Genomic DNA, 24,888 nt, shown 5'->3' on the forward strand with positions numbered 1-24,888 from the left:
TTCTCTTCTTCGTCCCTTTTTTCTTGTGGGCCCCCAATCGTAAAAATTTCGTCCTATGGGGACCCCTCATGACATACGGCGCACGACAATGGTGGCCGATTCGCTGTTAAGCACGCGATTCGCTTTTACCGCGAGCGTGACGTAGATCCTTCCCCTGTGGCGTAAGGAAAGCCCGCGTCGCCCGTCCCTACGGCGAGGCGCGGGCCACGGCGCCGGGAGAAGGAGGGTCTGTGCCCTTGTCCATCGTGAATCGCCGGTCACGGTGCGCTCGCCCGACGTCGCTCACCTATGTCCTTATTGCCGTGCTCGGGGTCGCTTCCGGTTTCCTGCTCGATGAATTCGGCACGCGGTATCCGGTCGAGACGACGCTTGTCGTGATCCTGATCTGCGGAGTGGTGACGTTGTGCTGGGCAGGTGTCCGGATACTCCAGGACGCGTCCCGGAGGGTCGACGAGGTCATCCGTGACGAGGTGCGCCGCGGCGACGAAGATCATTTCGCGGATTCATCCGGATTAAGGGACGGTAATTCTCGATATCGCGGATCAAGGTGCGTCACGCCCTCGTTCCTTCGGCCTGATGTCGTTCGCAAACCGAACGGTATGTGGAGCTCTCGTCCGAAAGCGTGAGCGAGGTCACGGCGTGTAGTTTCCGTCGTCTTTCCCGCTGGGACGAGAGTGGATCCGAGTGTGACTTGATCGAGTCCGAAGCGTGTCGATCAAGTCACTGCCTGCGGTAAACCGCCAGGTGACCCGTTATTGAGACGCCCACGTGGACGGACCTGTCCACGTGGTGGACTTTCGAGGTCCACCTGCCTCATGTCAGGTGGTCACGGCCCTACGCGACTACCCTTCGCGTCTGGACTTGACTCACCCGTTTGGGTCTCCTAGCGTCTTCGCGGGCGGAGCGGACCACGCTGTGTTGATCCGGCTATCGGATCCCGCGGGTATGAGATCCCCGGCGACCCGACACCAATAACTGCCGGAAGGAAAACGGACCACGGTGAAGCAGAATTCCCTTCGACGAGGCCGCGGCTCTTCGATTCGTTCCCGCGTTCTGACGATCGCGCTCATTCCGAGCACCGCGCTGATGCTCGTCGGTCTCGCGATCGGCGGGTACCTGATCTCCGACGCGGTCAACGGCCGCGACTACGCCCAGCGGATCCGTGACTCGGAAGCCCCCTCCGTCCCGTTCTTCGCCCAAGTACAAGAGGAGCGGCGGCTGACGCTGCGCGAACTCGCGGGCGACCGTTCGCAGCACGCCGCCCTCGTGGGGCAGCGCGCGAAGACCGACGCCGCCACCCAGGGTGTCGTCGCGCACCTCCAGAAGTTCATCGGCGACTCGCCCGACAGCGTGCAGCGCAGCATCGCCACGGTGAACGGGTTGTTCCAGAAGATGCCGCAGATCCGGCAGTCGGCCGACTCCGGTCAGCTGCCGCTGCTCGACGCCTTCACCTTCTACAACCAGATCCTCGACCAGTTCGTCGAGGGCCTCACCGGTCTCGCGCAGGACGCGCCGAACGCGGAGAACGCCTACCAGCGGATCACCGCGGTTCCGCTGTTCACCGCGATCGACCAGTCGCAGCGCGCGAACTCCCTCGCCGCCGCGGCCGTCGCCGGCGGCGGCTTCACCGACGAGACCTACCGCGCCTACGTCTCCCAGGTCGGTTCGTACCGCTCACTGCTCGAGTCGTCCGTCTCGCGGATGCGCCCGGACGTCAAGGCGAAGTTCGACCAGCTCGTCGCGAGCGACCCGTGGAAGGCCGTCAACACGGTCGAGAACACCTTCCTGCAGAACAGCAAGGCCACCCTCCCGGTGCCGGAGCAGCTCTGGCTCCAGTCGGCCCGCGGCGTCGGCGACGCGATGATGCGCGGCTTCGTCGAGCAGAGCGGCGCGGCCACCACCGAAGCCATCGACGAGGCCGACCGCACGCTGATCACCTCGGCCATCGCCGCGGCGATCGCACTGCTGGTGGCCATCGGCGTGTTCGTCATCGCCCTGCGGTTGTCCAACCGGCTCATCGGCAGGCTGGCCCGGCTGCGCGAGGACACCCTCGACGTCGCCGAGATCCGGCTGCCCGAGCTGGTCGAACGGGTCCGCGCGGGCGAACCCGTCGACCTCGACGACAAGGGTCACTTCCTCGACCACGGCGACGACGAGATCGGCCAGGTCGCCGAAGCCTTCAACAAGGCGCAGCAGACCGCCATCGCGGCCGCGGTCGAAGAGGCGAGGACCCGTGAGGGCACCAAGACGGTGTTCCTCAACATCGCGCACCGCAGCCAGGTCATCGTGCACCGCCAGCTCAAGGTGCTCGACCAGGCCGAGCGCAAGCAGGAGGACCCGGAGCAGCTGGAGACCCTGTTCCAGCTGGACCACCTGTCGACGCGTGCCCGCCGTAACGCGGAGAACCTGATCATCCTCGGTGGCGGCCAGCCCGGCCGTCAGTGGCGTAAGCCGGTCACGCTGGCCGAGCTGACCCGTGGTGCCTCGGCCGAGACCGAGGACTTCGCCAGGGTGCAGACGGCCAAGATGCCCGCGATGGCGGTACAGGGCCCGGTCGTCGGCGACCTCGTGCACCTGCTCGCCGAGCTGATCGACAACGCGACGGCGTTCTCGCCACCGCAGTCGCGTGTCGAGCTGCGTGGCAACGTGGTCGGCAAGGGTGTCGTGATCGAGGTCGAGGACCAGGGGCTCGGGATCGAGCCGGAGCAGGCGGCCGAGCTGAACGCGATGTTGGCCGATCCGCCGGATTTCGGCATCATGGCGTTGTCAGCCGAGCCACGGCTGGGCCTGTTCGTGGTCGCGCGCCTCGCCGCGCGTCACGGGATCTCCGTGCACCTGCGCGAATCCGCGTACGGCGGCACCAGGGCCATCGTGCTCGTCCGCACCGACCTGCTCGCGCCGGTCCCGTCTGATCAGCCGGAGGACGAGGTGGACCCCGAGAGCACCCAGGTGCCGGATGCCGCGCCGCTGCTCCCGGGCCGTCGTGCCCGCCACCGCACCGAGCTCCCCGCGGAACGGCCGGAACTCCCGGTCCCGATGCCGGTGGCCCCGCAGGCGCCGGTTTCGCAGCCGTCGGTGTTCCAGCCCGGCCCTGATTCACCCGATGCCGCGTTGCCGCCGCTGCCCCCGCGCCAGCCGCGCGTGCCCCGGCCGGAGACGCCGCGACCCGAGCCGATCCGCCCGGAGCCCGCTCGCGCCGAGGCGAGGCCGCAGGCCGTGCAGCCGCCGGCGTGGCCGCCTGCCGACTCCCGTCCGCAGGACGTCCGGCCGCCGCAGACCCGGCGACCGGGCCCCGAGGCGCCCGGCAGGCCACCGCTGCCGCAGCGCCGGCGTCAGGCGAATCTGGTCCCCCAGCTGATGGAGGACCGGCCGGCCGCCGCACACGAGGAGGTCCGCGAGGACACCCCCGAGCTGGCAAGGAACCGCCTCGCCGCGTTCCAGCAGGGCACGCGCCGCGGCCGGGCCACCGAACCCACCGACGACTACACCGACCTCGACATGTACGGAGATCGTGACTAGATGGCCAACGCGGGAGTCAGTGAACTCGACTGGTTGCTGGATGACCTGGTCAAGCGGGTCAGCGGTGCCGACCGGGCGGTAGTCCTGTCGTCCGATGGTCTGCTCATCGGAAAGTCCGGCAACCTGTCGGAGCAGGACGGCGAGCATCTGTCCGCGGTGGCGTCGGCGTTCCAAAGCCTCGCGCGGGGCACGGGACGGCATTTCGGCGGCGGCAACGTCCGCCAGACCATGGTCGAGATGGACCACGCCTTCCTGTTCGTCACCGCGGCGGGCCGCGGCGCCTGCCTCGCGCTGCTGGCCAAGGAAGACGCGGACATGGGCCTGGTGGCCTACGAGATGAACTTGATGGTCAAGCGGGTCGGTGCGGTGCTCACTTCGGCGCCTCGCGCCGCGACTCCCACTTCGCCATGAGCGGGCGGCACGAGTCGTGGTTCGAGGACGAGGCCGGTCCGCTGGTCCGGTCGTACGCCGTCACGGGCGGGCGCACCCGCTCGGACACGCTCGGCCTCGACCTGATCACACTGGTGGTCGCCATGCGCACCGCGCACGAGGTCGCCGGCTTCGAACCGGAGTACGGGCGGATCCTCAACCTGTGCCAGAGACCGACCTCGGTCGCCGAGGTCGCCGCACGCATCGATCTGCCGCTGCCGGTGGTCAAGGTGCTGCTGAGCGACCTCATCGAACAGAATCTCGTGCTGTTCCGCACCGCGACACCGGTCACCGACACCCCCAACAAACACGTACTCCAGGCGGTTCTTGATGGCATCCGGAAACTCTGAGCCCCGGCGATCCCTGACCGCGAACGCGGTCAAGGTCCTCATCGCCGGCGGGTTCGGGGTCGGTAAGACCACGATGGTCGGTTCGGTCAGCGAGGTTCCCCCGCTGCGCACCGAGGAGGTCATCACCGCGGCGTCCGAGGGCGTCGACGACCTCACCGGTGTCGAGAAGAAGACGACCACCACGGTCGCCCTCGACTTCGGCCGCATCACCATCAACCCCGAGCTGATCCTGTACCTGTTCGGTACGCCGGGGCAGGACCGGTTCTGGTTCATGTGGGACGAGCTGGCCGAAGGCGCTCTCGGCGCCGTCGTGCTGGCCGACACCAGACGGCTCGACAGCTGCTTCGCGGCCGTCGACTTCTTCGAGCGCCGCGGACTTCCGTTCGTCGTCGCCGTCAACTGCTTCGACAACGCGTATCGTTACGGCACCGAGGAGGTCCGGCAGGCACTCGACGTCAGCATGGACGTCCCGCTGCTGCTGTGCGACGCGCGGGAACGCGACTCGACGAAGCAGGTACTGACGATGCTGATGGAGCACGTGCTCGCGCTGTCCGACCTGGCCGCGGGACTGCCGCAGGGCCGCTGACACCTCTCTCCCGTGCTATGAACGGCCCATTCCTTGCAAAATTTGCGAGGAACGGGCCGTTCATAGCATTGGCGGGAGCTCAGCCGCGCCGCCGCCGCCGCAGGGTGTCGAGTGCGTAGGTGCCCGGGCCCACTACCGCGAACAGCAGGAAGACCCACGAGTACAGGGCGGCCATCTCACCCTTGTTCTGCAGCGGCAGCAGCGCGTCGGGCTGGTGGACGACGAAGTACGCGTAGGCCATCGTGCCCGAGAGCACCACCGCGACCGGGCGGGTGAACAGGCCAACCAGGATCAGCAGTGAGCCGACGAGTTCGATCACTCCGGCGTACCAGCTCGGCCAGGAGCCGACCGGGGGCGCCGGTATGTCGAAGAGGCCCATCGACTGCAGGCCGTGGCAGAGGAACAGGAACGAGACCACTACGCGGACGACGGAGAGAGCGATGCCCTGCCACTTGGCGGTGGTCGGCCCGATCTCGGTGGACGTGGCGGTGCCTGTCTGGGTCATGACGCATCCTTCCGGCTCAAGGTGGTCTAAACCATTGATGTAAATGAGGATGCCGGATACCCCCATCGGTAGGGAACTTTCTTTCGGGGGGTAATTCCTTGTTATGTCCGAATTTGACAGCGCGGCAACGGAAGAAAACGTGAAAAAGTCCTCTTCCCTGGAATGACTCCAGGAAAGAGGACTTTTTTCCTTGATCAGCGACGGCGGCGCAGGGTGTCGATGGCGAAAGTGCCGGGGCCGATCGCGGCGATCAGCAGGAAGATCCAGCAGTAGAGGGTGGACAGCTCGCCCATGTTCAGCAGCGGCAGCAGGCCCTCCGGCGCGTGGACGGTGAAGTAGGCGAAGGCCATGACCCCGGAGAGGAGCACCGCGGCCGGCCGGGTGAACAGGCCCACCAGCACCAGTGCGGCGCCGACGACCTCGATCACGCTGCCGTACCAGCCGGGCCAGGAGCCGAGCTCGACCGACCCGCCTGCTCCATCGATGCCACCGAAGAATCCGAAACCCTGCAAACCGTGGCACAGGAAGAGAAACGACACGACGATCCGGACGCCCGACTGGATCGCGCCCTGTGCCTTGGCTGCCCGGCCGGTGACGGCGGCGGTCGTGGTGGCGGTGGTCTGGGCGGGGGTGATGGTCTGCGACATCGTTCCGGTCCTTCCAAGAGGGTGTGTGGGGCGGCTTCTGCTGACGCGTCGTACGAGCACGACACGGTTCGACATCCGTCCGGAACTTTTTTCCGCGGGCCGGTCACCTCACTCGATCGGAGCAGAGGCAGACTGGCTGCCGTGGCGGGTAAGACGAGTGCCGGGATCCTGCTCTTCCGCAGGGCGGGCGAGGTGACCGAAGTACTGCTCGGGCATATGGGCGGGCCGTTCTGGGCGAAGAAGGACGCGGCCGGCTGGTCGGTGCCCAAGGGCGAATACGAACCGGACGAGACACCCGAGGCCGCCGCGCGGCGCGAGTTCGCCGAGGAGCTGGGGCTGCCGGCACCCGAGGGGGAGTACCTCCCGCTCGGCGAGGTGAAGCAGTCCGGCGGCAAGGTCGTCACCGTCTGGGCGGTGGAGGGCGACCTCGACCCGGCTCAGGTCGTGCCGGGCACGTTCGAGATGGAGTGGCCGCCGCGGTCCGGCCGGACGCAGGAGTTCCCGGAGGTCGACAGGGTCGCCTGGTTCGGGCTCGCCGAGGCGGAGGAGAAGCTGCTCAAGGGGCAGCGTCCGTTCCTCACCCGGCTGGGGGAACTGCTCAACGGCTAAGTGGTTGGTTTCGGAAGTCCGCCGATACCCACGAAAGACTTCCGAAACCGACCACTGAGCAGCTCGCCGAGTGGCTTGTCGGCCAGCGAGCCGAGGACGAGGTCGGCGTGGTCGAAGTTCAGCACCGCGGTGATCGGGTTCGGCACCGCGACGCAGGTCAGCCCGGCGGCCTTCGCCGCGGTGACGCCGTGCGGTGAGTCCTCGAACGCGATCGCCTCCGCCGCCGACAGGTCTAGTGCGGCGAGCGCGGCGAGATAGAGGTCCGGGCTCGGTTTCGCTTCGTGGAGATCTCCGGTGAGGACGGCCTCGAAGGCGTCCGCCATGCCCAGCCTTTCGAGGTGGGTGGTGACCCAGTCGCCGGTGGAACTGGAGGCGATGGCCAGCCGGAGGCCTTGTTCCTTCGCGGCGTCCAGGTACTCCTGGACGCCGGGACGCGGTCCCTCGGATTCGAGCAGTTCGGTGACCCGGGCGCGGACGCCGGTGCGGATCGCGAGCGTGTCCAGATTCTCGTCGTCCTTCGCCAGCAGCTCGAACATCGCGGTGGCGGTGTTCTGCGTGCCGATCACGGTGTGCCAGACGTCGAGGGGGAGTTCGCCGCCGCGTGCGCGGAAGGTCTCTTGCCAGGCGACGAGGACGGCCGCCTCCGTGTCGACCAGCGTTCCGTCGAAGTCGAAGATCAAGGCGCCGGTCATGGGACGAGTCTACGTCTTGACTCACTGAGTGGTACGGATTACCGTACGCATTCGTTAGGAAAGTTACCAAACGAACAACGCCGCGCACCGTCAGCCACCCCCCGCCGCCACGGATACCGGGAGAACGATGTGAAGGCCCGAACCCGACTACTGCCCATAGGCGCGGCAGTCATTCTTCTGCCCACGCTGCTCAGTGGCAGTGCCCAAGCCGCCGACGTCCTTTTGTCCCAAGGAAAACCCGTCATGGTCTCCTCGGTGGAGGCCGCTGAATACGGCGGCCCGCTCGCCGTCGACGGGAAGACGAACACCCGCTGGGCAAGCGCCGAAAGCGCGGACCCGCAGTTCATCCGCGTCGACCTCGGAGGCCCCTCCGACGTCCGCCGCGTCAAGCTGAACTGGGAAGCGGCGTACGCCACCGCGTACAAACTCGAAGTCTCCAACGACGGCTCGGCGTGGACTTCGGTCAAGTCCGTGACGAACGGCAACGGTGGTACCGACGACCTCACCGGCCTGACCGCACGCGGCCGCTATCTGCGTCTCGTCGCGACCAAACGTGCCACCAGCTACGGCTACTCCCTCTGGGAGATGCAGGTTTACGGGACGTCGGATTCCTCCGGCGACACTCAGGCGCCCACCGCGCCGACGAATCTGAAGGCCGGCGCGATCACTTCGTCCACTGTGGACCTGACGTGGACCGCCTCGACGGACAACGTCGGTGTCAGCGCGTACGAGATTCTCCGGAACGGCCAGGTCGTCGGCAGTTCGGAAAGCGCCTCCTACACCGATTCCGGGCTGAGCGCGGCGACCGCGTACACCTACACCGTCCGGGCCAAGGACGCCGCGGGCAACACTTCGGCCGCCAGTAGCCAGATCCAGGCGACCACGCAAGCGGGCGGTGGCTCATCGTTCGTGCTGGCCGCCTCGGGTGACATCGCCGAACAGTGCACCGCGTCTTCGTCCTCGTGCATCCACCCGAAGACCGCCAACCTGGTCGGGCAGATAAACCCGGCCGCGGTGATCACCATGGGCGACAACCAGTACGACGACGCCCATATCGAGGACTTCACGAAGTACTTCGACAAGACCTGGGGCAAGTACAAGAACATCATGCACCCGATCCCCGGCAACCACGAGACCTACGACGACACCCCGCTGGGCGCCTACAAGAAGTACTTCGGCAACATCGCGACGCCGAACGGGAAGACCTACTACAGCTGGGAAATGGGCAACTGGCATTTCGTGGCCATCGACAGCACGGAGTTCTCTCCCGGGCTGGCCGCGAACGCCGTCAGCGACGAGCAGCTGAACTGGATCAAACAGGACCTGGCGAAGAACACCAAGCCCTGCGTCGCCACGTACTACCACCACCCGCGCTACACCTCGGGTGACCACGGCGACAACCCGAAGATGGCCACGCTCTGGCAGACCTTGGTCCAGAACAAGGTCGACCTGGTGCTCAACGGACACGACCACCACTACGAGCGGTTCTTCCCGCAGAACGCCAGTGGGGCCAAGGATCCGAACGGGCCGGTGCAGATCATCGGCGGTGGCGGCGGGGCGTCCCTGTACCCCGTCAAGACGGAGCATCCGGCGACGGCGAAGGCGATCTCGACCTACGGTGTGCTCAAGCTGAACATGTCGGACAACGCGTTCTCGACGCAGTTGATCGGCCTCGACGGCAAGACCATCGACTCCTCGCCCACCTACACCTGCCACTGATCCTCGCGATCAGGTGCCGGGTCGCGGCTGTGCACCGCGGCCCGGCACCTCCTCGCGGCGTAGGAGGTCTCGTATGTACATAGCCACGAGCCGGGCGGCGGTAGACGTTCCGAAGAGCAGCGGCGTGAAACGGGCCGTCACCGGGAACGTCGTCGCACTCGGCCTGGTCAGCCTGGTCACCGACATCTCGTCGGAGATGGTGACCGCGGTCCTCCCGCTGTACCTCGTCCTCGGTCTCGGCCTGAGCCCGCTGCAGTTCGGCGTGCTCGACGGCCTCTACTCCGGCGTCACCGCGCTGGTCCGGCTCGTCGGCGGGCATCTCGCGGACCGATGGCAGCGGCTGAAAGCGGTCGCCTGCTTCGGTTACGGCCTTTCGGCGCTGGGCAAGATCGGCCTGATGCTGGCGGGTCCGTCCACCGTCGCGATCGGGGCGGTGCTCGCGGCCGACCGCACCGGCAAGGGCGTCCGTACCGCGCCGCGGGACGCGCTCATCACCTTGAGCAGCGATCCCGACCACCTCGGCCGCGCCTTCGGCGTGCACCGGGCGATGGACACCTTCGGCGCGTTCCTCGGCCCGCTGGTCGCGATGGCCGTGCTGTGGCTCAGCCTCGGCAGCTACGACTCGGTGTTCTTCACCAGCTTCTGCATCGCGGCGATCGGCGTGATCATCCTGGTGGTGCTGGTCAAGGACCACCAGCCGGGACCGAGGGCCGAGCGGCGCAAAGTCTCCTTGCGGGAGACCGCGGGCCTGATCCGGCAGGCGTCGTTTCGCCGGATCTGTGTCTGGGCGGCGTTGCTGGGCCTGGTCACCCTCAGCGATTCGTTCCTGTATCTCGTCCTGCAACGCCGATGGGAACTTGGCGCGGTGTTCTTTCCCTTGCTGCCCTTGGGAACCGCGGGCGTGTACTTGCTGCTCGCCGTCCCGCTCGGCAGGCTCTCGGACCGGGTCGGCCGCTGGAAGGTGTTCCTCGGTGGGCATGTCGCACTGGTCGTCGCGCTGCTTTCCTTGCTCGGGCCGGTGGACGGCGGGGTGCTCGCGGTGCTGGCCCTGGTCCTGCACGGCGTCTTCTACGCCGCCACCGACGGGGTGCTGATGGCCGCCGCCGGGCCGATGCTGCCCGAACACCAGCGGGCGGGTGGACTGGCGCTGGTGCAGACCGGACAGGCGACGACGCGGATGTTCGCGTCCGTCCTTTTCGGACTCGCTTGGACCGCTTGGGATCTGCACGCGGCGGTACTCGTCGCCGCCGGCGCGCTGGCCGTCGTGATCGTCGCGGCCGCCATCCTTCGTCCACTGAGGACATCCGCGTGAGGGGCCGGATCCTTGGCGTGGTGGCGGCGGTCGTCGTCCTGATCGCGGCGGCTGTCGGGTACGGGATCTACTCGCGGGATCGCGGGCAGGGCGTCAACGCCGTGGCCGTCGTTTCCGGCCAGCCGGTTTCGGTGCAGGCCAAGGGACAACTGCTGTTCCGCAACACGGCCGAAGGCCCCGACTTCGGCCGTCTCGCCACCGTCCCGGCCGACCGGACTGGCGAACCGAGGAAGGTCGCCGGACTCAGCTGCGACCGGTTCGCCGCCTCGGCGGGGACGGCGCTGTGCCTAGCCGCGCAGCCGGGGGTGCTGCCGCCGATGACCGACGTCATCGTGCTGGACAAGGACCTCACCGAGATCCGCCGGATCGAACTGCCGGGAACGCCGAGCCGCGGCCGGGTCTCGCCGGACGGCAAACTCGTCTACTGGACCGTGTTCGTCTCCGGGGATTCCTATGCGGCCACAGGATTCTCGACGCGCGCCGGGATATTCGACCTCGCGAGCGGGCAGCTGCTGAAAAGTATCGAGGAGATGACAGTGATCCTCGACGGGAAGCAGTACTACTCCTCGGACGTGAACTACTGGGGGATCACGTTCGCCCCCGGCGGCAAGCGGTTCTACGCGACCATGGGGACCAAGGGGAAGACCTACCTCGTCGAGGCGGACTACGAAAAGTTCAGCGCGACCGCGATCCGGGAGAACGTCGAGTGCCCTTCGCTCTCGCCCGACGGGAAGCGGATTGCTTTCAAGAAGCGGGTTTCCGCCGATCTCGCGGCCCCGTGGCGGCTGGCCGTCCTCGATCTGGCGTCGGGCAAGGAGACCTTGCTGGCCGAGACGCGGAGTGTGGACGACCAGGCGGCCTGGCTCGACGACACGACGGTGGCCTACGGGCTGGAAGGCGGGATCTGGGCGGTTCCGGCGGACGGGAGCGGCGCGGCCCGGGAGCTGGTCCAGCGGGGAAGTTCGCCCGCGGCCGGGTAGTGGGTCGTGAGTGTTTTGGGTCGTTCTAACGATGGGTGTTTCGGGTACCTACGGCGGGTGAGTCGGGTAGCGGCCGGTCTTTGAAGAACTCCTTGAGGGACCCAGAGTCCCTCAAAGTTCCCCTCACTCGTCCGGGAGGCCGTCACGAGCCCCCGCAGCATCACCAGTCGCCACGGCGGCGCGTGAAGGACCCCTTCCCTCGGCTCAGCCGAGGAAACTCGACCTTCACACCTTCCCCAGTACAGGAAGGCCCCCTTCCTTGCGCCTAGGTACACGAAGGCCCCCTTCCTGTACCTAGGCAAGGAGAACGGGCCCTGGTCACGCGGTGAAGTACTCGATCAGCACCGGGGCGACAGCTTCGGGCTTGAGCATATGCGTCTGGCCCGCGATCGTGCGGTGCTCGGCGTCGGGGACGGCCTTCGCCAGTGCGGCGACACCGTTGCGGATCCACGCCGGGCTCTTGCCGCCGTCCATGACCAGCGTCGGCACGGAGACGGCCGCCCAGCGGCCCTCCGGCAGCGGCGTGCCGTCGTGCAGGCCGTCGAACAGCGCGGCGTCGTAGCGCAGCGTCGGCGCGACCGTCTTCATCTTCGGCCACGTGGGCATGAACCGCATCATGAACACGATCGGTGCCGGGACGCGGACGCCTTGCCGCATGAACGTCTTGATCGCGTCGCCCGGCCGTCCGGTGGCGATCGCCTTTTCGAGCCGCTCGGTGTAGTCGGCCGGGACCGGCGGGCGGGTGTCGTCGACGACCAGCGGGAACTCGTACACCGCCAGTCTGGTGATGGGGAGTCCGGCGTTCGCCGCTTCGAGCGCGAGCGCCGCGCCGGAGGAGATGCCGTAGACGTGGGCCGTCCCACCGGCTTCCTTGATCAGCGCGGCGATGTCTTCGACCTCGCGGGCGATCGAGAACGGTTCGGTGTCGCCGCTCTCGCCGCGGCCGCGGCGGTCGTAGGTGTAGACGGTGAAGTGTCCGGCAAGTTTGGCGGCGAGCGGCTTGGCCGGGCCGAAGCCGCGGTGGCACATGGCGCCGTCGACGAGGATGACGGCGGGGCCGGAGCCGGTGCGGGTGTAGGCGATGGTGGTGCCGTCTTGCGAGGTCACGGTGCTCATGACGGGAGATTCTCCTCGATCGGTCTAGCGGGCGGAACGGATGACGACGGCGGTGACCCAGCCCCAGGCCAGCATCACGGTCGCCCAGAAGGCGAGCATCACGACGGCGGCCGCGTTGCCGGAGCTCATGACGGCGAAGGCGGCGAAGAACGCGATGCCGGTGACGCGGGAGTAGACGGCCCAGCCGCGGTGGCCTTCACGCGAGAAGCGGCTCGCGAACACGAAGGTCGCCACGATCAGCGAGAGGAAGCCGACCGAGCCGGCGGCCATGTGCAGTGTTCCGGTGGTGCTGAGTGTCGCCGGGCCGGCGCCGACCGGGAAGCCGTTGCCGGGGTCGGCCTTGAAGACGGCGGCGAAGAGCAGGCTGACGCCGAAGAGGCCCAGCAGCCGTGGTCCCCAGACACTTCCTCTTCCCGGCTCGAGAACCCGGCTCAGCCCGATCGCTCCCGCGATCAGCAGGACGCCGCTGACCAGGAAGTTCGTCACCTGGATCCAGCCGGCGTCGCCGTTGCTCAGCATGCTCGCCGGGTGCTTCGTCAGGTCGAAACCGTCGCGGACGGCGGCCTGGGTGAGCGAAATGAGGAAGTACAGCGGGCCTGAGATCGCGCCGCCGGCGAGCAGGGCGCGGGTCGGGACGGCGAGCTGGGTGCGGGTGGCGGTGATGGTCATCGTCTCGGCCTTTCGGGGCGGGGTGCGTTGGGCACAACTCTCGCCCCGAATCCTCAAGTTGTCAAGACAAAAAAAATTGTCGGTGACGCCCGTTACGGCGCCTGGAAGCGTCGCAACTAGAGGACTACTTGCTGTTTCGCAAGGTCAGGAGGGTGATCTCGCTCGGCGCGAAGACACGCAGCGGCGGCCCCCAGAAGCCGGTGCCGCGGCTCGTGTAGAGCTGCGTGCGCTCGCCGTGGCGTGAAAGCCCGGCCAGAACCGGCTGGTCGAACCGCACCAGGAGGTGGAACGGCCAGATCTGGCCGCCGTGGGTATGCCCGGAGATCTGGAGGTCGATGCCCGCTTCGGCGGCCTGCTTGACCTGCTTCGGCTGGTGGGCGAGCAGGACGACCGGGATGCTCGCGGCGACACCGTCGAGGGCGGCCGGGAGGTCGGGACCATGCCCCGGGAGGCCGGAGGCGGCGCCTGTCGGGTCGTCGATCCCGGCGAAGACGAGCGTGTCGCCACCCTGCCGGACCGGTACGTGCCGGTTGTGCAGCGGCTCCCAGCCGAGGTCGCGCATATGGTCGAGCCAGGCCTGCGCCTCGCCGAAGTACTCGTGGTTGCCGGTGATGTAGAACTTGCCGAGCTTGGCGCGCACCTTCCCCAGCGGCGCGACCTGGCCGTGGCGCTGGGCGACCGTGCCGTCCGCGAGGTCGCCGGCGTGCGCCACGACGTCGGCGTTGAGTTCGTTCACCACCTCGACGACCTTCTCCGACCATTTCGTCCGGTTCAGCGGGCCGAAATGCGTGTCGGTGATGATCGCGAAGCGGAGCCCGTCGAGTCCGGCGCCGAGCCGGGGGAGGACGACGTCGAGTTCCTTGAGCCGCGGAACGCGCCGGGCTTCGACCAGTCCGTACGCTGCCAGGCCGGCGAACGCCACCACGACGACGCCGGACACGATCCCCGCCGCACTGTCCACTCCGGACAGGGCGAAGACGAGTCGTAGCACGTTTCCGAGTACCGACAGGGAGAACAGGAGCCAGATCAAGCCGAGTGAGAGGTCGCCGATCTTCGCCGCGAGGTCGCGTTGCCACGGGCCGTGGCCGAGAGTCATGCAGGCGGGAAGGGTCACCACCGCGGCGGCGAACACGAGCGTGCCGAGTATTTCGAGCGCGGCCGGGAGCTCGGGGGAGCCGACGATCGTCCACCACGGGACCCCGAACAACAGGGCCAGAACGGCGATCAGCGCGGCGGTACGGACAAGGATGCGGGGCATCGGTGGGAAGTACCTCGGAATCGGGTCGAAGGTGTTCGCCAGACTAACAGACCGTCGGTCTCTACCGCGGTCTTCGCTGAGGGGCTCTCAGGTACGTAAACGGACGTACGCGAAGTGTCGCTCCACGGGCGACGCTTCGCGAGTCGTACCGCAAGACACTCTTCGGCATGAACGAGTTACGACGGATCGAGCGCGTCGCCTACGTGACGGGTGCGCTCCTGTTCCTCAGCGGCCTCGTGCACGCGGTCGTGCTGATCGCGTCCGGCGGTTCGTGGACCGGGCCGCTTTCGATGCGGAAGGCGGTGACGTTCGGCCTGTCGTTCGGGCTGACGCTCATCACCGTCGCGTGGGCGACGTCCTTCGTCGCGGTGCGGCCACGGATGCGGAACGTGCTGCTCGGCGTCTTCACCGGGGCGAGTGTCGTCGAGACGGTGCTGGTGAGCATGCAGGCCTGGCGCGGGGTGCCGTCGCATTTCAACTTCGAGACCGGCTTCGGCAACGCGGTGTCGACGACCCTCGCGGCGGGCGGCGGCGTGCTCATCCTGACCGCCGTGTCGTTCACGGCCGCGGCGATGCGCGGCGAAGGGGAGACGACGCCGAGCATGCGGCTCGCCGTGCGGTTCGGGCTGGTCGCGCTGCTGGTGGCGCTCGGCGCGGGCGCGGCGATGATCGCGAGCGGCGTCGTCGAAGCACGCGGCGGGAACCCGCAAGCCGCGTACACCACCGCCGGCGCGCTGAAGCCGCTGCACGCCGTGGCGATGCACGCGATCCTCATCGTGCCGGGGCTGGCCTGGCTGCTGCGGTTCGCGGACTGGGCCGAGCGGCGGCGCGTGCGGCTGGTGTGGGTGGCGATCGGTGCTTATGCCGTGCTGACCGCGGTGGTGGGGGTCGAGTCGGTCACCGGGGTTTCGCCGCTTGCGGCCTCGCCCGTCGAGACGGTGACTTCGGGTCTTGCTTTGGCCGTGCTGGGGCTGAGCGGTGCGGCTGCCCTTCGTGAAGCGGTTCGCGCCCGGTCCCGGGTGTCATGAGGGGTCCCCATAGGACGAAAAGTGTCCTATGGGGACCCCTCATGACACTTCAGGGACCCGTCGGCGTCACTGGCCCACGTAAGCGCGCAGGTGCTGTGCCGTGAGGGTGTCACCGCCGGCCACCAGTTCCGACGGAGTCCCGGTGAAGACGACCTGCCCGCCATCGGCACCGGCTCCCGGGCCGAGATCGACGATCCAGTCCGCGTGCGCCATCACGGCCTGGTGGTGCTCGATGACCACCACCGTGTTCCCGTCGTCGACGAGCCGGTCCAGCAGGCCCAGCAATTGGTCGACGTCGGCGAGGTGCAGTCCGGTGGTCGGCTCGTCGAGGACGTAGGTCGCGGATTTCTCCGCCATCCGGATCGCCAGTTTGATCCGCTGCCGTTCCCCGCCGGACAGCGTCGTGAGCGGCTGCCCGAGTCCGAGGTAGCCGAGGCCGACGTCGGAAAGGCGGTCCAGGATCGCCCGCGCCTGTCCGGACAGGAAGAACTCGCGTGCTTCGGCGACCGGCATCGCGAGGACCTCGCTGATGTTCTTGCCCCGCAGCCGGTAGGTCAGGACTTCGGCGGTGAAGCGCTTGCCCTCGCACTCCTCGCAGACCGTCGCCACCCCGGCCATCATCGCCAGGTCGGTGTAGATCAGCCCGATGCCCTTGCATTTCGGGCACGCGCCTTCGGAGTTCGCGCTGAACAAGGCGGCCTTGACGCCGTTGGCCTTGGCGAACGCGGCCCGGATCGGGTCGAGCAGGCCGGTGTAGGTCGCCGGGTTGCTCCGCCGCGAGCCGCGGATGGCCGACTGGTCGAGCACCACCACATCGTCCCTTGTGGACAGTGAGCCGTGGATGAGCGAGCTCTTGCCCGAACCGGCGACCCCGGTGACCACGGTCAGCACGCCGAGCGGGATGTCGACGCTGACGTCCTTGAGGTTGTGCCGCGTCGCGTTCCGGATCGCGATCTGCCCGGCGGGCCGCCGGACGTCGGGACGCAGCCGCGCCCGGTGGTCGAGGTGCCGCCCGGTCAGGGTGCCGGACGCACGCAGCCCGGCGACGTCGCCGGTGAAGCAGATCTGGCCGCCGTTCGGCCCGGCGCCGGGGCCGAGGTCGACGACGTGGTCCGCGATCTCGATCGTCTCCGGTTTGTGCTCGACCACGAGCACGGTGTTGCCCTTGTCTTTCAAGAGCAGCAGCAAGCCGTTCATCCGCTGGATGTCGTGCGGGTGCAGGCCGACGGTCGGTTCGTCGAAGACGTACGTGACGTCGGTGAGGCTGGAACCCAAGTGTCGCACCATCTTCACGCGCTGCGCCTCGCCACCCGAAAGCGTCCCGGATTCACGGTCGAGGCTCAGGTAGCCGAGACCGATCTCCACCAGCGAGTCGAGCGTGCCACTCAGGGTCTGGATCAGCGGGCCGACCGACGGGTCGTCGAGTTTACGGACGAAATCGGCCAGATCGCTGATCTGCATCGCCGAGCAGTCGGCGATGTTCAGCCCGTCGATTTTCGACGACAGCGCCGCTTCGTTCAGCCGCGCGCCCCCGCAGGCCGGACATTCCTTGAACGTGACCGCCCTGTCGACGAAAGCGCGGATATGCGCCTGCGTCGCCTCCTTGTCCTTGGCCAGGAACAGCCGCTGGACCTTCACCAGCAGCCCCTCGTACGTGGTGTTCAGCCCGCCGAGTTTCATCTTGGTGGCGGGTTTGTGCATGAAGTCTTCCCACTGCTGAGGGGTGTAGTCCTTCAGTTTCACGGCCGGATCGACGAATCCGGACTCCGCGAGCCCCTTCCAGTACCAAGTCTCCGGCGCGAAGTTCGGGACGGTGATCGCCCCTTCGTTGAGCGAAAGCTCCTTGTCGACAAGCTGGTCGATGTCGATCGTGGAAACCCTCCCGAGCCCCTCGCAATCGGGGCACATCCCCTCGGGAAGGTTGAAGCTGAACGCCCCCGACGTCCCGATCTTCGGCTGTCCCAGCCTGCTGAAGACGATCCGCAGCATTGTGTGGGCGTCGGTCGCGGTGCCGACCGTGGAGCGGGAATTGGCCCCCATCCGCTCCTGGTCGACGATGATCGCCGCGCTCAGGTTCCGCAGCGCGTCCACGTCCGGCCGCCCGACCGGCGCCATGAAGGACTGGATGAACGCGGTGTAGGTCTCGTTGATCAGCCGCTGCGATTCCGCGGCGATGGTGCCGAACACCAAGGACGACTTCCCCGAACCGGAGACACCGGTGAAGACGGTGAGGCGGCGTTTGGGGATGTCGACCGAGACGTCGGCGAGGTTGTTCTCTCTGGCTCCGCGGACCTGGATCATGTCGTGACTGTCGGCGGCCGAAGGCATGGCTCTCCCCTGGTTGGAACTCTTTAGCCTGTAAAGTGAGGGTAGCAGACGTCAGTTTATGCTGTAAGGAGTTCGCGAGTGGTCGTCTACGCGGCGCAGGGGGACCCCCAGAAGTCGATGGCCCTGTTGTGGCGGACGGCGTCGCCGGACACCGAGCGCCCCGGGCCGAAACCGGGGCTGTCGGTGGACTTGATCGTCGACGCCGCCATCACGATCGCCGACGCCGAAGGTATGGCCGGTCTTTCGATGCGCGCGGTCGGCGACAGGCTGGGCCGGACGGCCATGGCGCTGTACACCTACGTGCCGAGCAAGAGTGAACTGCTCGACCTCATGTACGACAAGGCGCTCGCGGAACTGGCGGGCTTCCGCGAGGGGGACGGCTGGCGCTCCGACACCGTCCGGTGGGCGAACGACCTGTGGGATTTCTACCTGCGGCATCCCTGGGTCCTGCAGGTCTCGCAGGCACGGCCGGTGCTGGGGCCGCACGAGTACGTCGTGCTGGAGTCGCTGGTGACGATCCTGCGCCGGACCGGGTTGCGCCCGGTGATGCTGCGGCGCCTGGTCAGCGCGCTGTACTCGTGCGTGCGGGAGCCCGCCAGGACGGCGGCGGAGTCACGGCTGGCCGAAAAGGTGACCGGGCAGTCCGACGACGAGTGGTGGTATGCGCGGTCGGCGTTCCTGAAGGAAGTGTCGCCGGACTTCGCCGAGCGGTTCCCGACGCTGAGCTGGATGGAAGGCGAGCAGGCGTTCCGGATGGCGGACGAGACGGTGTCCTACCTGGAACAGGAGGCGCGGGAGGCCTTCGAGATCTCGCTGGCCGTTCTCCTGGACGGGATCGAAGTCGCGATGAAAGTGGAGTAGCCTTCTCCGCATGCCCAGTGATTTCGCCTTGAAGACCATGAACGCCGTCCACCGCGTCATCCAGAAGGTCAGCGGCGGCCGCGCCGGCTGGCAGGTCGCCGGGATGACCGTGCTGGAACTGACCACCATCGGCCGCAAATCCGGCCAGCCGCGCACGGTGCTGCTCACCTCGCCGCTGCGTGAGGGCGACGCGTACGTCATCGTGGCTTCCCGCGGCGGAGACGACCAGCATCCGGCATGGTTCCTCAACCTGCGTGACAACCCCGAGGTCCAGGTCACGCTGAAGGGTGAAGCCGCGCAGCCGATGGTCGCGAGTGTCGCCGACGCCGAACAGCGCGCCCGCCTGTGGCCCAAGATCACCGCGGACTTCCAGAACTACGCGCAGTACCAGACGAAGACCGAGCGGGAGATCCCCGTGGTCCTGCTGGCGCCCAAGGCGTAAGCCTCACCAAGTACATGAAGGCCCCCTTCCTTGCGCTAGGCGCAGTGAAGGGGGCCTTCATGTACTTGGGGAACCCCGCGCGAGCCGGGTCCATCGGCCCTACCGGCGAGTCGGTCAGGGAGGGACCGTGGATCTCGACGGAACAAGTCCGACGGGAACGCGAGGATGCCGATGTCCGACACCTTGGGTCTCGAGACACTCGACCGCGAGCAGTGCGTGGCGCTGCTCGCGGGCGCCGGGCTGGGCAGGGTGGTGTTCACCTCCCGGGCATTGCCGGCGATTCAGCCCGCGCGGTTCGCCGTGTATCACGGTGCCATCGTGGTCCGGACGCCGTCACAGAGCGCGTTGTTCGCCGGAGTACTCGACAGTGTGGTCGCGTTCGCCGTCGACGATTTTTCCGCGGATTTGAAGAGCGGCTGGTACGTCACCGTCCTCGGCCGCGCTTGCGAGGTACGTGACCCGATCGTGATCGCCGAGCTCGCGGAGCTGCCTTTGGGCTGTTGGACTGGTCAAAGGGACGCCCGGTATCTCCGCATTCCCCTCGAGTCGGTAACCGGTCGGAGGATCCTTGGCGCGTCCAGTAACGAAGCACTGTCCGTGATCGACGCACCAGATGAGCGATCCGGGCGCGTTTGTCATTCCTGACCCCACTGCCCGGGGAGTTACTCCGGGACGGTGACGCCAGTGCGGCGGGTAAGTGCGGCGAGTGACGCCAAAGCACCCAGGATCCTGGACGCGGTGGCGGGGATCGCCCGCGATCTCAGCCTCTCCGACGTCCTGCGGCATATGGTCGAATCCGCCTGCGAGCTGACCGGTGCCCCGTTCGGCGCGCTGAGTGTGCTCGATTCGGAGGAGTTCATCCGTTTCGGTGACGCGTGGGAGACCCCGCCGTCCGAGGACGAGTCCCGCGTGATGCCCATCCGCATGCGCGGCCGGATCTTCGGGATGCTGTACCTGGCTCGCAAACCGGACGGTGCGGAGTTCACCGAATCCGAAGGGGACCTGCTCGTCGCGCTCACCGCGGCGGCCGGTGTGGTGATCGAGAACGCCGCCCTGTTCGACCAAGTGCAGCGGCGCGAGCGCTGGCTCGAAGCGTCCTATCACGTCACCGGTGCGCTCCTGACCGACCAGGATCTGACCGCGACCCTGCACTTGATCGCCGAACGCGCCCGCGTGGTCGCCGGTGGCACCGCGGGTGCGGTTGCCCGTCCTCGCGGCGACGGGATGCTGGTCTTCGAGATCGTCGAGCCGCCGGGCCCCGACGCCGACCGGCTCTCCGGCATCGCCGTGTCCACCGAGGGCACCGCGACCGGGATGGCGTTCACCAGCGGCAAACCCGTCGTGGTCCGGGACTACGGCGAAAAAGTCGTCGAGTACCAGGGCGGACGCGGTGAGGTGATGCCCGCGGTGATCAAGGACCTGGACTCCACGATCGCCGTGCCGCTGATCGTCGGCGAGGAGAAACTCGGCGTCCTGCTGGTGGCGAAGTTCCGCGACAAGACGCCGTTCTCCGCCTACGACGTCCAGCTGGCCGAGACCTTCGCCGCGCACGCCGCGCTCGCCGTCGAATTCGCCCGCGCGCAACAGGACCGGCAGCGGCTCGCCGTCTTCGAGGATCGCGACCGGATCGCCCGTGACCTGCACGACCTGGTGATCCAGCGGCTGTTCGCGATCGGGCTCGGCCTGGAAGGGCTCAGCAGGCTGACGTCCGAGCCCGCCGTCGCTGATCGGGTCGCCGGCTTCGCGCACGAGATAGACCGCACCATCAGGGAGATCCGCAACAGCATCTTCTCGTTGCAGGAACCCGCCGAGGCGCAGGGGAGCCTCCGGTCGGAGTTGCTGCGGGTCGCGCTCGACGCGGGCTGCGTGTCCGAACCCCGGGTCGGATTCGACGGGCCGCTCGATTCGGCCGTCCCGGACATGGTCCGCTCGGATCTCATCGCGACCCTGCGCGAGGCACTGTCCAATGTGGTCAGACATGCGTCGGCGACGTCGGTCTCGGTCGACGTCTCGGTGGATCGCGACGGGAAGAACCTGAGTCTTTCCGTGGTGGACGACGGCGTCGGGATGCCTGCCGAACCAGGGCATCGCAGCGGGGTGGCCAACCTCGGCGAACGCGCGGTCCGCTGGAACGGGTCGTTTACCGTCGAGGCGCGGCCCGAAGGCGGGACTAGGCTCGACTGGTCGGTGGAGCTGCCGGCCCGACAGGGGAGTGTGTGATGACGATTTCGGTGTTCCTGCTGGACGATCACGAACTCGTCCGCACCGGGCTGAAGACCGTCTTCGAGGCCGAAGACGATCTCACGGTGGTCGGCGAGGCGTCCACGGCCGCCGAGGCGTTCGTGCGGATCCCGGCCGTCAAACCCCAGGTCGCGGTGCTCGACGTCCGGCTGCCGGACGGCGAGGGGGTCAGCGTCTGCCGCGAGATCCGGGCGTCCCTTGATCCGCCGCCCGCCTGCCTGATGCTGACGTCCTATTCGGACGACGAGGCGTTGTTCGGCGCCATCATGGCGGGGGCGGCCGGGTACATGCTCAAGCAGGTCTCCGGCGGTGCGCTGGTCAAGGCCGTGCGCACGGTCGCCGCGGGCGGGTCGCTGCTCGACAGCACGCTGACGGCTTCGGTGATGAACCGCCTGCGTGGCGAGAGTGACGATCACCCGGACCCGCGGTACGAGCAGCTGAGCCCGCAGGAGCGGCGGGTGCTCGACCATATCGCCGACGGGCTGACCAACCGCCAGATCGCGGAAAAGCTGTACCTGGCGGAGAAGACCGTGAAGAACTACGTGTCGTCGCTGCTGCACAAACTCGGCTTCGAACGCCGCACGGCCGCCGCCGTCTACGCCTCGCAACGACGGAAGCCCTCCGCTTACTGAGGGGTGAGTCAACCGTGCCGTGAAGCCGCCACTCGCGTGCTTGAGCACGTAACTCGCGTGCTTGGAAGCGTAACTCGCGTGCTTGGAAGCGGAACTCGCGTGCGCGGTGCCGCGCCACCGGGCGTCATCTCGCCCGAGGGCGCACCCTTTGCCTTGCTCCGCTTAGAAGATCGTGAGCCCGTCGGCGAAACCGGGGTCCTGCCGCAGCACCTTGCGTAGTTCGTTGAGCGCCCGGTGCTGGGTGACGCGCACCGCGCCCGCGCTGGCCATGCCGAGCGCACCGGCGGTCTCCTCCGCGCTGAAACCGAGGATCACGCGTAACACCAGCACATCCCGCTGCTTCGGGGAAAGTACCTTGAACAACCGCGAAAGCCGACGGCCGCGATCCGCCTTCTCGACCTCTTCGAACGTCGGGTTCCACGGGCCGTTCTGTTCGGGTTCCGGGTCGGGCACCGGCGCCGACGGGTCGCGGGCGAGCGTGCGCCGCACGTCGGCGACCTTGTGCGCGGCGATGCCGAAGACGTAAGGCAGGAAGCTGGTGTCGTGGTAGCTGTAGCGCGGCAACGCGACGAGGACGGCCATGAGGACTTCCTGTGCGCAGTCGTCGGCGCTGGAGATGCCGCGTGTCGTCCCGCCCAGCTTGGCCACGCAGTACCGGAACACGATCGGCCGGAGAAGCGTCAGCAGGCTCCCGACGGCCCGCCGGTCGCCGGTGATGGCCGCGCGGATCAATTCGCCGTCCGGTTCTCCGGGCCGGGGCACGTACGGGGCACGCTTTCCCGCCGAGGACGTATCGGCGTTGTCCGTCGGGCGCACGGCTTCGGACACGGTCATCACGCCGGATGGGCCGTTCTCGGTGCGTACCTGTGCGTTCCCATCGTCCCCACCTCCTTGAAGCCCCCAGTCCCTGTTTGCCCTTCCGACGTTACGGAGCGCGTTCGCGGGTCACACCGGTACAGCAGCCCGGAGTAGTCGGGTCTTTAGGCCCTGGTGTGTCCCGGGTATGGACTTTCGCCAGATTGGTCTAGACAATTAACCCGCGCGCGGCAGAGCGCCGTGCTTGATCCGGAGGATTCGCGATGAGGCGTTCCAGATCCTTGGCTTTTCTAGCCGTTTTGGTGCTCACCTTCGCCGGGCTGCTGACCGGCGGGGGCACCGCGAGTGCGGCCAACCTGCTCCTCAATCCCGGCTTCGAGGCGGGCTCGACGTCCGGCTGGTCGTGTGCGGCGGGCGCGGCCGTGAGCACGCCGGTCCGCTCGGGCGGTTACGCCGTTTCGGTCACGCCCGGCTCGACGATCGGGAAATGCGCACAGACGGTATCCGTCCAGCCGAATACGACGTACGCCGTTTCGGCGTGGGTGAACGGGAACCCGGTGTACCTCGGGGTCACGGGCGGGCCGTCGACCTGGACCGCCGCGACCTCCTACACACAGCTTTCGCTGTCTTTCACGACGTCGGCGACCCAGACGACGGCGGAGTTGTACGTCCACGGCTGGTACGGCTCCGGCACCTTCTACGCGGACGACATCAGCCTCGACGGCCCGGGCGGCGGCACTCCGGGAGCGCCTCCGGCGCCGGGAAATCCGTCCGCGGGCACGGTGACGAACTCGTCGATCACGCTGTCGTGGGGAGCCTCGGCCGGGATGGTGACCGGGTACCGCGTGTATGAAGGCGGGAAGGTGGTCGCCACGGTGACCGGGACTTCGGCGACCGTTTCGGGACTGACGGCGTGTTCGTCGCACAGCTATTCGGTGGCCGCGTACAACAGCGCGGGCGAATCGCCGAAGACCACCGAGGCCGGGGCGACGACCAGCGGCTGCGTCGACACCGGGCTGCCGAAACACGCGCTGATCGGTTACCTGCACGCGAGTTTCGCCAACGGTTCCGGCTACACGCGGATGGCCGACGTCCCGGCGGCGTGGGACATCATCAACCTTTCCTTCGGCGAGCCGACCTCGGTGACCTCGGGTGACATCCGGTTCAACCGGTGCCCGGTGGCGGAATGCCCGACCGTGGAAAGCGACGCGGACTTCATCGCCGCGATCCGTGCGAAACAGGCTCTGGGCAAGAAGGTCCTGATCTCCATCGGTGGGCAGAACGGCCAGGTCCAGCTGACCACGACTGCGGCAAGGGACGCCTTCGTCAGTTCGGTTTCCGCGATCATCGACCGTTACGGGTTGAACGGGCTCGACATCGACTTCGAGGGGCACTCGCTGTACCTCAACTCCGGTGACAACGACTTCCGCAACCCGGCAACGCCGGTGATCGTCAACCTCATCGCGGCGCTGAAAACGCTGAAAGCCCGTTATGGTGCGGGATTCGTGCTGACGATGGCGCCAGAGACGTTCTTCGTGCAGACCGGGTACCAGTACTACGGCGGGCTCGGCGGCGCCGACAACCGGACGGGTTCGTATCTGCCGGTGATCCACGCGATGCGGGACGCGCTGACCGTGCTGCACGTCCAGGACTACAACTCCGGGCCGGTGATGGGCCTGGACAACCAGTACCACTTCATGGGTGGCGCGGAATTCCACATCGCGATGACCGACATGGTCAAGGCGGGGTTCACCGTGGCGTCGACCGGGTTCCGGTTCCCGGGGCTGCGTGAGGACCAGATCGCGTTCGGCCTCCCGGCCGCGGTCAGCGCGGGCAACGGGCACACCGCGCCCGCCGCGGTGCATTCGGCACTGAACTGCCTGGTGAAGAACTCCGGCTGCGGGTCGTATTCCCTGCGGGGCGGTGCTTCTCCGGCGCTGCGTGGGCTGATGACGTGGTCGATCAACTGGGACCGGTACTACGGCTGGGAATTCCAGAACAACCACGAACCGTTCCTGAACGCCCTTCCCTGATGTCTCGTGAGTGTTTTGGGTCGTTCTAACGACCCAAAACACTCACGACAACCCGACTCTCTCGGTACCGGCGCCCGCGATCGGCAGCTGGTCGGGGCGGGGAGGGGGGTTTAGGC

The 24,888-nt window shown here is 67.6% G+C and carries 24 protein-coding genes; 15 read left to right on the forward strand and 9 right to left on the reverse strand.

From position 1 onward, the window contains the following. Positions 1–257 precede the first annotated feature (257 nt). Complete coding sequence (locus tag AB0M65_RS29245; protein ID WP_364034423.1) at positions 258–494, reverse strand: hypothetical protein; 237 nt, start codon at positions 492–494, stop codon at positions 258–260. 505 nt (positions 495–999) lie between these two features. On the opposite strand from AB0M65_RS29245, the gene AB0M65_RS29250 reads away from it, so the two are divergent. The 4 genes from AB0M65_RS29250 to AB0M65_RS29265 are packed head-to-tail and all read left to right on the forward strand — an operon-like array spanning position 1,000 to position 4,884. Then, positions 1,000–3,519, forward strand: a complete 2,520-nt coding sequence (locus AB0M65_RS29250; protein ID WP_364034426.1) for a nitrate- and nitrite sensing domain-containing protein — start codon at positions 1,000–1,002, stop codon at positions 3,517–3,519. Then, positions 3,520–3,930: a roadblock/LC7 domain-containing protein gene (locus AB0M65_RS29255; RefSeq protein ID WP_364034429.1), complete on the forward strand. Its 411-nt coding sequence runs from the start codon at positions 3,520–3,522 to the stop codon at positions 3,928–3,930. Continuing rightward, complete coding sequence (locus AB0M65_RS29260; protein ID WP_101610141.1) at positions 3,927–4,298, forward strand: DUF742 domain-containing protein; 372 nt, start codon at positions 3,927–3,929, stop codon at positions 4,296–4,298. The genes AB0M65_RS29255 and AB0M65_RS29260 overlap by 4 nt, the downstream gene beginning before the upstream one ends. Continuing rightward, on the forward strand, positions 4,279–4,884 hold the full coding sequence (locus AB0M65_RS29265; RefSeq protein WP_364034432.1) for an ATP/GTP-binding protein: 606 nt from the start codon (positions 4,279–4,281) through the stop codon (positions 4,882–4,884). The genes AB0M65_RS29260 and AB0M65_RS29265 overlap by 20 nt, the downstream gene beginning before the upstream one ends. 79 nt (positions 4,885–4,963) lie before the next feature. On the opposite strand, the gene AB0M65_RS29270 is transcribed toward AB0M65_RS29265, so the two are convergent. After that, positions 4,964–5,389, reverse strand: a complete 426-nt coding sequence (locus tag AB0M65_RS29270; protein ID WP_364034435.1) for a DoxX family protein — start codon at positions 5,387–5,389, stop codon at positions 4,964–4,966. 194 nt (positions 5,390–5,583) lie between these two features. Next, positions 5,584–6,036 (reverse strand): DoxX family protein, encoded by a 453-nt coding sequence (locus AB0M65_RS29275; RefSeq protein ID WP_364034438.1) that lies wholly within the window; start codon positions 6,034–6,036, stop codon positions 5,584–5,586. Positions 6,037–6,177: 141 nt separating this feature from the next. Here AB0M65_RS29275 and AB0M65_RS29280 point away from each other — a divergent pair, with 141 nt between their 5' ends. Continuing rightward, a complete protein-coding gene (locus tag AB0M65_RS29280) occupies positions 6,178–6,645 on the forward strand; it encodes an NUDIX domain-containing protein (RefSeq protein ID WP_364034441.1) in 468 nt (155 codons plus the stop codon). Here the strand turns inward: AB0M65_RS29280 and AB0M65_RS29285 are convergent. Further along, positions 6,642–7,337, reverse strand: a complete 696-nt coding sequence (locus tag AB0M65_RS29285; protein WP_364034444.1) for an HAD-IA family hydrolase — start codon at positions 7,335–7,337, stop codon at positions 6,642–6,644. The genes AB0M65_RS29280 and AB0M65_RS29285 overlap by 4 nt on opposite strands. Before the next feature lie 243 nt (positions 7,338–7,580). On the opposite strand from AB0M65_RS29285, the gene AB0M65_RS29290 reads away from it, so the two are divergent. The 3 genes from AB0M65_RS29290 (at position 7,581) to AB0M65_RS29300 (ending at position 11,348) form a co-directional block, all read left to right on the forward strand. Beyond that, the gene (locus AB0M65_RS29290) at positions 7,581–9,056 is read left to right on the forward strand and encodes a discoidin domain-containing protein (RefSeq protein ID WP_364034447.1); all 1,476 of its coding nucleotides are present in this window, start codon (positions 7,581–7,583) and stop codon (positions 9,054–9,056) included. Between the two features lie 73 nt (positions 9,057–9,129). Then, positions 9,130–10,368: an MFS transporter gene (locus AB0M65_RS29295; protein ID WP_364034450.1), complete on the forward strand. Its 1,239-nt coding sequence runs from the start codon at positions 9,130–9,132 to the stop codon at positions 10,366–10,368. Next, on the forward strand, positions 10,365–11,348 hold the full coding sequence (locus AB0M65_RS29300) for a hypothetical protein (protein ID WP_364034453.1): 984 nt from the start codon (positions 10,365–10,367) through the stop codon (positions 11,346–11,348). Before AB0M65_RS29295 ends, AB0M65_RS29300 begins: the two co-directional genes overlap by 4 nt. A gap of 318 nt (positions 11,349–11,666) precedes the next feature. On the opposite strand, the gene AB0M65_RS29305 is transcribed toward AB0M65_RS29300, so the two are convergent. The 3 genes from AB0M65_RS29305 to AB0M65_RS29315 form a co-directional block, all read right to left on the reverse strand. Next, on the reverse strand, positions 11,667–12,464 hold the full coding sequence (locus tag AB0M65_RS29305) for an alpha/beta hydrolase (RefSeq protein ID WP_364034456.1): 798 nt from the start codon (positions 12,462–12,464) through the stop codon (positions 11,667–11,669). Between the two features lie 24 nt (positions 12,465–12,488). Then, positions 12,489–13,133 carry a DUF998 domain-containing protein gene (locus AB0M65_RS29310; RefSeq protein ID WP_364034459.1) on the reverse strand — a complete coding sequence of 215 codons (645 nt, stop codon included), beginning with the start codon at positions 13,131–13,133 and terminating at the stop codon, positions 12,489–12,491. A 124-nt stretch (positions 13,134–13,257) separates the two neighbouring features. Further along, positions 13,258–14,391: a metallophosphoesterase gene (locus tag AB0M65_RS29315; protein ID WP_364034462.1), complete on the reverse strand. Its 1,134-nt coding sequence runs from the start codon at positions 14,389–14,391 to the stop codon at positions 13,258–13,260. Positions 14,392–14,558: 167 nt separating this feature from the next. Here AB0M65_RS29315 and AB0M65_RS29320 point away from each other — a divergent pair, with 167 nt between their 5' ends. Next, positions 14,559–15,419: a hypothetical protein gene (locus tag AB0M65_RS29320; RefSeq protein ID WP_364034465.1), complete on the forward strand. Its 861-nt coding sequence runs from the start codon at positions 14,559–14,561 to the stop codon at positions 15,417–15,419. Between the two features lie 66 nt (positions 15,420–15,485). On the opposite strand, the gene AB0M65_RS29325 is transcribed toward AB0M65_RS29320, so the two are convergent. Beyond that, positions 15,486–17,747, reverse strand: a complete 2,262-nt coding sequence (locus tag AB0M65_RS29325) for an excinuclease ABC subunit UvrA (RefSeq protein WP_364034468.1) — start codon at positions 17,745–17,747, stop codon at positions 15,486–15,488. 78 nt (positions 17,748–17,825) lie between these two features. Between AB0M65_RS29325 and AB0M65_RS29330 the strand changes: the two genes are divergently transcribed. The 5 genes from AB0M65_RS29330 to AB0M65_RS29350 all read left to right on the forward strand — a co-directional run bounded on the left by AB0M65_RS29330 (position 17,826) and on the right by AB0M65_RS29350 (position 21,923). After that, positions 17,826–18,608 carry a TetR/AcrR family transcriptional regulator gene (locus AB0M65_RS29330; protein ID WP_364034471.1) on the forward strand — a complete coding sequence of 261 codons (783 nt, stop codon included), beginning with the start codon at positions 17,826–17,828 and terminating at the stop codon, positions 18,606–18,608. Between the two features lie 10 nt (positions 18,609–18,618). Further along, positions 18,619–19,050 carry a nitroreductase family deazaflavin-dependent oxidoreductase gene (locus AB0M65_RS29335; RefSeq protein ID WP_364034474.1) on the forward strand — a complete coding sequence of 144 codons (432 nt, stop codon included), beginning with the start codon at positions 18,619–18,621 and terminating at the stop codon, positions 19,048–19,050. Positions 19,051–19,221: 171 nt separating this feature from the next. Further along, positions 19,222–19,695 carry a pyridoxamine 5'-phosphate oxidase family protein gene (locus tag AB0M65_RS29340; RefSeq protein ID WP_364034477.1) on the forward strand — a complete coding sequence of 158 codons (474 nt, stop codon included), beginning with the start codon at positions 19,222–19,224 and terminating at the stop codon, positions 19,693–19,695. A 30-nt stretch (positions 19,696–19,725) separates the two neighbouring features. Then, positions 19,726–21,270, forward strand: coding sequence for a GAF domain-containing protein (locus AB0M65_RS29345; protein WP_364034480.1), 1,545 nt, complete (start codon positions 19,726–19,728; stop codon positions 21,268–21,270). After that, entirely contained in the window at positions 21,270–21,923 is a 654-nt protein-coding gene (locus AB0M65_RS29350) for a response regulator transcription factor (protein WP_364034483.1), read from the forward strand. Before AB0M65_RS29345 ends, AB0M65_RS29350 begins: the two co-directional genes overlap by 1 nt. Positions 21,924–22,085: 162 nt before the next feature. Here the strand turns inward: AB0M65_RS29350 and AB0M65_RS29355 are convergent, their stop codons facing one another. After that, positions 22,086–22,757 (reverse strand): sigma-70 family RNA polymerase sigma factor, encoded by a 672-nt coding sequence (locus AB0M65_RS29355; protein WP_364034486.1) that lies wholly within the window; start codon positions 22,755–22,757, stop codon positions 22,086–22,088. 245 nt (positions 22,758–23,002) lie between these two features. Between AB0M65_RS29355 and AB0M65_RS29360 the strand changes: the two genes are divergently transcribed. Further along, the gene (locus tag AB0M65_RS29360; protein WP_364034489.1) at positions 23,003–24,772 is read left to right on the forward strand and encodes a glycoside hydrolase family 18 protein; all 1,770 of its coding nucleotides are present in this window, start codon (positions 23,003–23,005) and stop codon (positions 24,770–24,772) included. Positions 24,773–24,888: the final 116 nt, after the last annotated feature.

The organism is Amycolatopsis sp. NPDC051071, from assembly GCF_040682875.1.
GTDB lineage: Bacteria > Actinomycetota > Actinomycetes > Mycobacteriales > Pseudonocardiaceae > Amycolatopsis.

Coding starts and splice junctions, on each gene's coding strand:
- AB0M65_RS29290 (WP_364034447.1), top strand. CDS start 7,581: ATGGTCTCCTCGGTGGAGGCCGCTGAATACGGCGGCCCGCTCGCCGTC.
- AB0M65_RS29360 (WP_364034489.1), top strand. CDS start 23,003: ATGAGGCGTTCCAGATCCTTGGCTTTTCTAGCCGTTTTGGTGCTCACC.
- AB0M65_RS29270 (WP_364034435.1), bottom strand. CDS start 5,389: ATGACCCAGACAGGCACCGCCACGTCCACCGAGATCGGGCCGACCACC.
- AB0M65_RS29340 (WP_364034477.1), top strand. CDS start 19,222: ATGTCCGACACCTTGGGTCTCGAGACACTCGACCGCGAGCAGTGCGTG.
- AB0M65_RS29245 (WP_364034423.1), bottom strand. CDS start 494: ATGATCTTCGTCGCCGCGGCGCACCTCGTCACGGATGACCTCGTCGAC.
- AB0M65_RS29275 (WP_364034438.1), bottom strand. CDS start 6,036: ATGTCGCAGACCATCACCCCCGCCCAGACCACCGCCACCACGACCGCC.
- AB0M65_RS29320 (WP_364034465.1), top strand. CDS start 14,559: ATGAACGAGTTACGACGGATCGAGCGCGTCGCCTACGTGACGGGTGCG.
- AB0M65_RS29325 (WP_364034468.1), bottom strand. CDS start 17,747: ATGCCTTCGGCCGCCGACAGTCACGACATGATCCAGGTCCGCGGAGCC.
- AB0M65_RS29260 (WP_101610141.1), top strand. CDS start 3,927: ATGAGCGGGCGGCACGAGTCGTGGTTCGAGGACGAGGCCGGTCCGCTG.
- AB0M65_RS29350 (WP_364034483.1), top strand. CDS start 21,270: ATGACGATTTCGGTGTTCCTGCTGGACGATCACGAACTCGTCCGCACC.
- AB0M65_RS29335 (WP_364034474.1), top strand. CDS start 18,619: ATGCCCAGTGATTTCGCCTTGAAGACCATGAACGCCGTCCACCGCGTC.
- AB0M65_RS29355 (WP_364034486.1), bottom strand. CDS start 22,757: ATGACCGTGTCCGAAGCCGTGCGCCCGACGGACAACGCCGATACGTCC.
- AB0M65_RS29305 (WP_364034456.1), bottom strand. CDS start 12,464: ATGAGCACCGTGACCTCGCAAGACGGCACCACCATCGCCTACACCCGC.
- AB0M65_RS29310 (WP_364034459.1), bottom strand. CDS start 13,133: ATGACCATCACCGCCACCCGCACCCAGCTCGCCGTCCCGACCCGCGCC.
- AB0M65_RS29295 (WP_364034450.1), top strand. CDS start 9,130: ATGTACATAGCCACGAGCCGGGCGGCGGTAGACGTTCCGAAGAGCAGC.
- AB0M65_RS29285 (WP_364034444.1), bottom strand. CDS start 7,337: ATGACCGGCGCCTTGATCTTCGACTTCGACGGAACGCTGGTCGACACG.
- AB0M65_RS29315 (WP_364034462.1), bottom strand. CDS start 14,391: ATGCCCCGCATCCTTGTCCGTACCGCCGCGCTGATCGCCGTTCTGGCC.
- AB0M65_RS29265 (WP_364034432.1), top strand. CDS start 4,279: ATGGCATCCGGAAACTCTGAGCCCCGGCGATCCCTGACCGCGAACGCG.
- AB0M65_RS29255 (WP_364034429.1), top strand. CDS start 3,520: ATGGCCAACGCGGGAGTCAGTGAACTCGACTGGTTGCTGGATGACCTG.